The organism is Caulobacter sp. P4_E5, from assembly GCF_056401555.1.
In genome coordinates this window covers 88,074-96,762 of the sequence record NZ_JBFUJD010000009.1, presented here as the reverse complement: position 1 = coordinate 96,762, position 8,689 = coordinate 88,074, and the positions used below count along the sequence as shown (strand labels likewise).

The window sequence follows — 8,689 nt, the reverse complement described above, 5'->3', positions numbered from 1 at the left end:
CCTCCTCACCCGTGCAASGGGGGAGGTGGCGCGGCGCGGATACGCGCCGTGACGGAGGGGGCGCTCTCCACACAACAAAAAACCGCCCGGGATCGCTCCCGGGCGGCTTCTTCGTACCAGCCCCTAGAACTGGATATTCGCGCCCACGAACACCGTCCGGCCGCTGGTGGTGTAGTTCCACAGTCGCTTGGCCCCGACGTCGCCGAAGCCGTTGTTGTAGCTGTTGACCTGCTCCTCGCGCTCGTCGGTCAGGTTGATGGCGTCCAGCGACAGGCGGATGCGCGGGGTCAGCTGATAGAAGGCCGCCGCGTCGACATAGGTGGTGGCGTTGAAGCCGCCGCTGTCGATCAGATAGTCCGAGCGGTAGTTGGCCGAGACCCGCCCGCCGTACTTGGCGGTCTCGTAGTACAGCGTGGCGTTGGCGTTGACGTCCGAGAGGCCGAAGATGTCGCTCTTCTGCGGCTTGCCGTTGATCAGGTTGGTGGTCTCGCTGTCGATCAGGGTCAGGTTGGCCACCGCGCCCAGGTTCTTCAGCGCGCCCGGCAGGAAGAAGAAGTCGCTCTGGGCGCTCAGCTCCAGGCCGGTTAGCTTGGCGGTGTTGAGGTTCACCTGGCGGGTGTAGGTCGACACGTTGGTCGAACCCGTAATGCCCGGATAGAGGCCCTCGGCCAGGCCGGTGCTGGAATAGCTGACGTTGTTGGTCGTCTGGCTGGCGACCAGGCCGTCGATGCTCTTGTGGAACACGCCGGCCGTCAGCATGCCGACGCTGCCGAAGTACCATTCGGCCGACAGGTCGAACTCGTCCGACTTGTAGGGGTCGAGGTTGGGGTTGCCGGTCGAGACCGAGACGTTCGTCCCGTCGACGGCGATCGTGCCGTTCATGGCGTAGGCGCCCAGGGCCGGGCGGTTGATGTTGCGGGCGGCGGCGACGCGGATCTGGAACTGGTCCGAGACCTCCAGCACGGCGTTGAACGCCGGCAGCACGCCCGAATAGCTCTTCTTGGCCGTGGTCGGGGTGTTGACGCCCTTGACCGCCATGACGCCCGACGAGGTCAGCTTGGTGTCGTAAGCCCGCAGGCCGGTGTTGCCGCGCACCGGCTTGCCGAACAGCGAGCCCTTCCAGTCCAGCTGCAGGTAGCCGGCCGTGGTGTTCTCCTCGACCTGGTAGATCGACTTGGGCGCGCCCAGGGTGCGGGTGACGCCATAGGCGGCCAGGGCCTTGTCCCAGTCGACATTGACCCACGACTGGTCGTCGTGCTGGTCGAAGATCGTGTAGTAGCTGGTGACCTTGTCATCCAGCGTGCCCTTCTCCCAGGCGGTCTTGTTCAGGTCGTCGGTGGCCTGGCTGTAGCCCGAATTCTTGAAGCCGCGATACGAGGCGCCGCCCTTCAGGGTGAGATCGTCGTTGAAGGCCCAGGCCCCGTTCAGCTCGCCGTTCTTCAGCTTGGTGCTCTGGTAGGTGGCCGAGAAGTCGATCTCGTGGGCCCGGTAATTGTTCGGGTCGGTGGTGTTCCACTTGTAGGTGTTGTGGCCGGTGTCGCCGCGATAGTCGGTGATCAGGCCGCCGAACGCTTCGGTGTAGAACTTGTCCGAGATCGGAATGTCGTAGTCCGAGGTCTCTTGGCCCAGATGGCCGTCGATGGTCAGCTTGTCGGTGACCTTCCACTCGCCGGTCAGCACCAGCTGGTCGAAGGTGTTCTTGGTCTGCTGGCGACGGGTCTCGGTGGCGAAGACGGTGTTGTCGACGTCGGCGTACACGACGCTGTTATAGCGGTCGTACTGGATCGAGTTCAGCACCGGCGGCGGGCTGACCAGGGTCCCCGAGTGCGGGGTGGCCGCGCCCAGGATGGTCGAGTTCAGGGTGGCGCGGGTGGCCAGGCTGTTCTCGCTGCGGTCGTTGGTGAACTTGCCGTGCAGGGCGTCGAGCGTCAGGGTGACGTTCTCGACGGGGCGCCATTGCACCGCGCCGGTCACGCCCAGGCGCTCCTGGTCGGAACCCCAGACGGTCAGGCGGTTGCCGCGCTGGAAGATCAGCTCGCCGTTGGTCGCCTTGGCCTGGTCGGCGGCGCTGAGGTTGACGACATTGGCGGCCAGGGCCTTGGTCGTCGGGGCGGCATAGGTGTTGTAGCCCTGCTCCTGCGTCTTGCGCTTGGAATAGGCGACCGAGACCAGGACGCCGAACTTGTCGTCCCAGTTCTTGCTGATCATCGCCGCGCCGCGCGGCTGGAAGTCCTTGGTGGCGCTGTTGGTGCCGCCTTGCAGCGACAGGGCGGCCTTGGTCCCCGAATAGTCGAACGGCTTGGCGGTGTAGAGGCCGACCGTGCCGGCCATGCCGCCTTCGTCCTGCTCGGCCGAGAACGACTTGCGCACGTCGACCTTCGAGAACAGGTCCGAAGCGAAGATGTTGAAGTCGAAGGCCCGGTCGCGCGAGGTCTGGCCGCGGCTGTCCATCGGCGAGTCGACATTGCCCAGCACTTCCATGCCGTTCAGCTGGACGCGGGTGAAGTCGGGGCCCAGACCGCGCAGGCTGACGCGACGGCCTTCGCCGCCTTCGCGGTTGATGGCCACGCCCGGCAGGCGCTGCAGCGACTCGGCCAGGTTCAGGTCGGGGAACTTGGCCATGTCCTCGGCGACGATCACGTCCGAGACGATGGCGCTGGTCCGCTTGGCCTCGCGGGCCGCGCCCAGTGACTTGCGGAAACCGGTTACCACGATGGCGTCGACGGCGTCGGCCGGCTCGGCGGCGGGAGCGGCGGCGGGCGTTTCGGCGCCGGCGTGGGCGGCCGTGACCAGGACGGCGAGCGCCAGGTTCGCCGCGCCCGCCAGGAGCGCGATCTTGGTGCGAGACATAAGGATACCCCTTGTACTGTCGCCGGCTGGGAGCCCTGTCAGGGAGCCGACGTTTGGGCGGCGTTAGGGGCGGTCGATGACCTCGGCGTCTCGGTTCCGTTAAAGCTTGATGACAGCGTCACCATGGAACGCCCCTGGCGACGTCAAACCGTCATGGGCTAGGGCTATGGCGACGCTCTGTACCGGAGACGCCCATGCTTAGCCTGCTTGCCGCCCTGGCCCTGGCCGCCGCCCCCTGCCCCGCCTCGGACGAGAGCCCGGCCTGCGCGCGCCAGCGGATGGACGCCCTGCGGATGACCGACCTGCTCACGGTGGGCACGCACAATTCCTACAAGCTGCTCCCTCCAACGGACGAGATGGCGGCCATGGTCGCCGCGCGCGGCCAGGCGGCGCTGGGGATCGACTACGGCCATCGTCCGCTGGCGGAGCAGTTGGACGCCGGAGCCCGCCAGCTGGAGCTGGACGTCGTCGCCGATCCCGACGGCGGCCGCTACGCCAAGCCCCTGACGGTGTTCGGCGGCGGGACGACCTTCACGCCCGCCGTCGCGGCGGCGATGGCCAGGCCGGGCTACAAGATGATCCACATGCCCGACGTCGACTTCCGCTCGTCGTGCACGACGTTCGTCGCCTGCCTGAAGGAGATCCGCGCCTGGTCGGACGCCCATCGCGACCATGTGCCGATCATGATCCTGATCAACGCCAAGGACGGTCAGGCGACCATCCCCGGCGGCGTCATTCCCCTGGCCTTCACCGAGCCCCTGTTCGACGCCCTCGACGCCGAGGTCCGCTCGGTGTTCGGTGAGGACCGGCTGATCACCCCCGACCAGGTGCGCGGCAAGGCCGCCACGCTGCGTGAGGGCGTTCTGGCGGGAGGGTGGCCAAAGCTGGCCGACGCCCGCGGCAAGGTGTTCTTCGCCCTCGACGAAAGCCCGGCCAAGGTGGCGGTCTATCGCGGCCAGCGCGCCTCGCTGGAAGGCCGAGCGATGTTCGTCAACACCGACGAGGCCTCGCCCGCCGCCGCCTATCTGACCCTGAACGATCCGATCGCCCAGAAGGACCGCATCGCCGCCGCCGTGAAGGCCGGCTTCATGGTCCGCACCCGCGCCGACGCCGACACCTGGGCCGCGCGCGCCAATGATCCGCGCCAGCGCACGGCGGCCCTGACCAGCGGCGCCCAGTATGTCTCGACCGACTACATGTGGGCCGATCCGCGCCTGCCGGGCGGCTACACGGTGCGGCTGACCGGCGGCGACGTCGCCGCGTGCAATCCGGTCCGCGCGGCCAAGGCCTGCGACGGCCTGGCGATCGAGGCCCTGCCCGGCGCGCCGCAGCGCGGCTATCTCGCCCCCGCCGCCCGACCCGACCTGACCCAGGTGCTGGCCCCGCCGCCCGCGCCCGGCTCGCCCCGCGCCGTGGCCGACGCGGCGGTCTTCGACCAGACCCGCGCCCTGAAGGACACGCCGCGCTGGGCCCTGGCCACGGCCGACGTCAAGGGCACGGCCTTCGAGCACTTCGAGACCGTGCTGGGCGTGCGCCTGACGCCGGAGACCGCGCCGATCCTCAACGCCCTGCTGGAACGGGCCGGCGATGACCGCTCGGTGATCGGTCTGGCCAAGGACCACTGGGGAACCAAGCGCCCCTATATCGGCAAGGACGCCGCGGCGGTCTGCGAGCCCAAGCGGCCCGACCTGGCGACCAATCCCGACTATCCGTCCGGCCACGCCGCCTTCGGCGAGCACGTGGCGATGATCCTGGCCGAGGTGGTTCCGTCCCGCGCCGACGCCCTCTACGCCCGGGGCCGAGAATACGCCGAGAGCCGCTGGATCTGCGGTTCGCATACGGTCAGCGCCGCCGAGGCGGGGTTGGTGTCCGGGGCGGTGATCTACGGCGCCGAGCACGCGTCGGAGGCGTTCCGGCGGGACATCGAGATGGCCCGGGCCGAAGTGGCGGCGGTGATGGCGGCGGCGAAGTAGTTTCCCTCTCCCCTTGCGGGAGAGGGTGGCCCGCGAAGCGGGGCGGGTGAGGGGTCGATGGAAGAGACCACCGCGACAGCGGACGCCGCTGAGCACCAAGCCGACAGGACTATCGACCCCTCATCCGGCCCTTCGGGCCACCTTCTCCCGCAAGGGGAGAAGGAAGCAAAAACGCCGCCCGAGGTCTCCCCCGGGGCGGCGTCATCAGTTCTAGCGACGGGCCAACCCTAAGCCGGCGTCAGAACCTCGTTGCGCACGAGGGCCGCATAGGTGTCCATCAGGTCCAGCGACAGCTTGGCCGGGGTGAACTTGAATTCGCCGATTTCCGAGACCGGAGTGACTTCGGCGGCGGTGCCGACGATGAAGCACTCGGTGAAGGTCGACAGCTCTTCCTTCTGGATGTGGCGCTCGACGACCTCGATCCCCTTGTCCTTGGCCAGGCCGATCACCGTGCGGCGGGTGATGCCGTCCAGGAAGCAGTCGGGCTTGGGGGTATGAAGCACGCCGTCCTTGACGAAGAACACGTTGGCGCCGGTCGCCTCGGCCACGTAGCCGCGATAGTCCAGCATCATCGCGTCGGCATAACCGTCTTTCTCGGCGGCGTGCTTGGAAATGGTGCAGATCATGTAGAGGCCGGCGGCCTTGGCCGCGACCGGGGCGGTCTTCGGGTCGGGACGCTGGTACTTGGCCCAGGTCAGGCGGATGCCCTTGGCCTTGGTGGCCGGATCGAAGTAGCTGGGCCATTCCCAGACGGCGATGGCGACGTGGATCTTGGTCTGTTGCGCCGAAACACCGATCATTTCGCTGCCGCGCCAGGCGATCGGGCGCACATAACAATCGGTGAGACTATTCTTGGCCGCCGTCGCCTTGCAGGCCTCGTCGATCTCGGCCACGCTGTACGGGATCTTGAAATCGAGGATCTCGGCCGACTTGAACAGGCGCTCGGTATGCTCGGTCAGCTTGAAAATCTCGCCGCCGTACATCCGTTCGCCTTCGAAGACGGACGAGGCGTAGTGAAGGCCGTGCGTCAATACGTGCACCTTCGCCTCGCGCCAGGGAATGAGCTGGCCGTCCAGCCAGATCCATCCGTCACGATCGTCGAAGGGAACCAGAGACATCGGTCCAAGACCTCCTTATTGAAAACCCGGCTCTTAGACGCCCCGAGGCAGGGCGCGTCAAATAAAATGGACTCCTCGCGATGATAGCCCCGCTACAGCCTGGCTCGGACGATCCCCGTCTGATCCTCCGTGAGGAGGAACTGGACGGCGGGCTGGAGTTGATCCTGCTGGCCGAGGCCTCGCTGTGGGCCGCGGTGGACACGGTGCTGGAGGCCGAGACCCTGGGCCTGGGCCGTTCGCACTGGCGCGCGGCCTTCCTGCTGCGCCGCCGGCCGGGCATCGGGGTGCAGGACCTTTCCAAGCTGACCAGCCTGTCGAAACAGGCCGCCAGCCGCACCCTGGCCGACCTGCAGAAGGCCGGCCTGGTCGAACGCGCTTCGGGCGACCTGGACGGCCGCCGCCGCCCCGCGACCCTGACCCCCGAAGGCGTGGCCTTCGAGCAGCGTACGGCCGAACGCCTGCGCGCCCTGCTGGCCCGCGCCTATCGCACGGGCGGGCTGGACGGGGTGGCCGGCACGCGGCGTATTCTGGCCGCCCTGGCGGGCTCGCGACAAGGCGCGGGCCGACGCCCAACCTCATGATGGCGACCCCATGACCCCGGAAGAGCGCCGCGAGCGTCACATCCTGGTCGTCGACGACGACGACCGCCTGCGTAAGCTGATCAAGGAGTTCCTGGGCCGGGCCGGTTTCCGCGTCACGGCCGCGTCCAGCGCCGCCGCCGCCGACCGCCTGTTCGGGGCTCTGGACTTCGACCTGATGGTGCTGGACGTGATGATGCCCGGCGAGGACGGCTACGCCTTCACCAAACGCCTGCGGGCCAAGGGCGGCGAGAGCGGCCGCACGCCGATCCTGATGCTGACCGCCCGCGACCAGACCGCCGACCGCATCGAAGGCCTGTCCAGCGGCGTCGACGACTATCTGGGCAAGCCGTTCGAGCCGCAGGAACTGCTGCTGCGCATCGAGGCCATCCTGCGCCGCTCGGCCGCCCGGCCGGTCGGGCCCAAGGCGCTGCTGCTGGGCCGCTGCACGTTCGAGGCCGAGCGCGGCGAGCTGACCTGCGACGGCGAGTCCGTGCGCCTGACCGAGGCCGAGGTCACCCTGCTGCGCCGCCTGGCCCGCTCGGCCCACGAGCCCGTCGACCGCCTGGAGCTGGCCCGCGACACCGCCGACGCCACCGGCCGCGCCGTCGACGTCCAGGTCACCCGCCTGCGCCGCAAGATCGAGCCTGACCCGAAGAACCCGCGCTACCTGCAGACCGTGCGCGGCGTGGGCTATCGGCTGGCGCCGGATTGATTGATGCGCCTGCGCACCAAGCTCTATATCCCTCGCGCCATCAAGCGGCTGCTGCCCACCACCCTGTTCGGGCGCAGCCTGCTGATCATCATCCTGCCGGTGGCGGTGATGCAGATCGCCGTGACCTGGGCGTTCTTCGACGCCCATTGGCAGTCGGTGACCAGCAAGCTGTCCGAGGGCCTGGCCGGCGACATCGCCTGGGCCGTGCAGTCCTACGAGGACGACCCCAGCCCCGCCGCCGTCGACAAGCTGGCCAAGCGGGCCGAGGACTCGATGTCGCTGTCGATCGCCTTCCAAAGGGGCAAGAGGCTCCCGACCAGCCATCGGCCGTCGCTGTTCGCGGCCCTGGACCGCTCGCTGCAGAACGCCCTGGAGGACCGGCTCGACAACCCGTTCTGGTTCGATACCACCCGCTACACCGCCTATATCGACATCCGGGTGCAGGTGAAGGGCGGGGTCCTGCAGATCTACGCCCTGCGCGACCGGGCCTACGCCACCCAGGGGCACATCTTCATCCTGTGGATGGTGGTGGCGACCATGCTGCTGACGGCGATCGCCATCCTGTTCATCCGCAACCAGGTGCGGGCCATCGAGCGCCTGGCCGACGCCGCCGACGCGTTCGGCCGGGGCGAGGACCACGACTTCAAGCCGCACGGCGCGCGCGAGGTGCGTCAGGCGGCCCAGGCGTTCATGGCCATGCGGGCCCGCATCGTCCGCCACATCGAGCAGCGCACCGCCCTGCTGGCCAGCGTCAGCCACGACCTGCGCACGCCGCTGACCCGCCTGAAGCTGGAAATGGCCATGTCCGAACCCAGCGAGCAGCTCGACGCGATGAAGGGCGACCTCTCCGAGATGGAGCACATGATCGACGAGTACCTGGCCTTCGCCCGCGGCGAGGGCGGGGAAGCCGCGCAGGTGGTCGATCTGTCGGACCTGGTCGAGGGCGTGGTGGCCGACGCCGAGCGCACCGGGGCGGCGATCGAGACCGAGATCACCCGCGGCCTGGAGGCGCGCGTGCGGCCGCTGGCCTTCCGCCGGGCCCTGGCCAACCTGATCGACAACGGCGTCGCTCACGCCCGCCGGGTCAAGGTCACCACCGCCGAACGCCTCACCGGCGGGGTCGAGGTCGCCGTCGACGACGACGGTCCCGGCATCCCCGAGGACCGCTACGAGGAGGCGTTCAAGCCGTTCTCGCGCCTCGACGAGTCCCGGAACCAGAACGAGAAGGGCGTCGGCCTGGGCCTGGCCATCGCCCGCGACATGGCGCGCGGCCTGGGCGGGGACCTGGTGCTGTCGCGCTCGGAGATGGGCGGATTGAGGGCGTCGATCCGGTTGCCGGGGTGAGGACGCCTCTCCTCCCCCGCGATGCGGGGGAGGTGGCCCAGAGGGCCGGAGGGGGCTAACGCGGCCTACGCCCAGCTTGCCCCCTCAGTCGCTCCGCGACAGCTCCCCCGC

Annotated in this window: 4 protein-coding genes and 2 pseudogenes; 4 read left to right on the top strand and 2 right to left on the bottom strand. The window is 68.8% G+C overall.

The genetic code is table 11. The features are described 5' to 3' along the window. Positions 1-123 precede the first annotated feature (123 nt). A pseudogene (locus tag AC1DSO_RS04980) lies at positions 124-2,975 on the bottom strand (TonB-dependent receptor). A gap of 69 nt (positions 2,976-3,044) precedes the next feature. Between AC1DSO_RS04980 and AC1DSO_RS04975 the strand changes: the two are divergent. Continuing rightward, a pseudogene (locus AC1DSO_RS04975) lies at positions 3,045-4,160 on the top strand (phosphatidylinositol-specific phospholipase C1-like protein); the annotation flags it as partial. 890 nt (positions 4,161-5,050) lie between these two features. Here the strand turns inward: AC1DSO_RS04975 and AC1DSO_RS04970 are convergent. Then, positions 5,051-5,941, bottom strand: a complete 891-nt coding sequence (locus AC1DSO_RS04970; protein ID WP_477067793.1) for a branched-chain amino acid aminotransferase — start codon at positions 5,939-5,941, stop codon at positions 5,051-5,053. Positions 5,942-6,021: 80 nt separating this feature from the next. Between AC1DSO_RS04970 and AC1DSO_RS04965 the strand changes: the two genes are divergently transcribed. The 3 genes from AC1DSO_RS04965 to AC1DSO_RS04955 are packed head-to-tail and all read left to right on the top strand — an operon-like array spanning position 6,022 to position 8,578. Then, positions 6,022-6,522, top strand: coding sequence for a MarR family winged helix-turn-helix transcriptional regulator (locus tag AC1DSO_RS04965; protein ID WP_477067792.1), 501 nt, complete (start codon positions 6,022-6,024; stop codon positions 6,520-6,522). A 10-nt stretch (positions 6,523-6,532) separates the two neighbouring features. Then, positions 6,533-7,234, top strand: a complete 702-nt coding sequence (locus tag AC1DSO_RS04960; protein ID WP_477067791.1) for a response regulator — start codon at positions 6,533-6,535, stop codon at positions 7,232-7,234. A 3-nt stretch (positions 7,235-7,237) separates the two neighbouring features. Then, positions 7,238-8,578, top strand: coding sequence for an ATP-binding protein (locus tag AC1DSO_RS04955; protein WP_477067790.1), 1,341 nt, complete (start codon positions 7,238-7,240; stop codon positions 8,576-8,578). Positions 8,579-8,689: the final 111 nt, after the last annotated feature.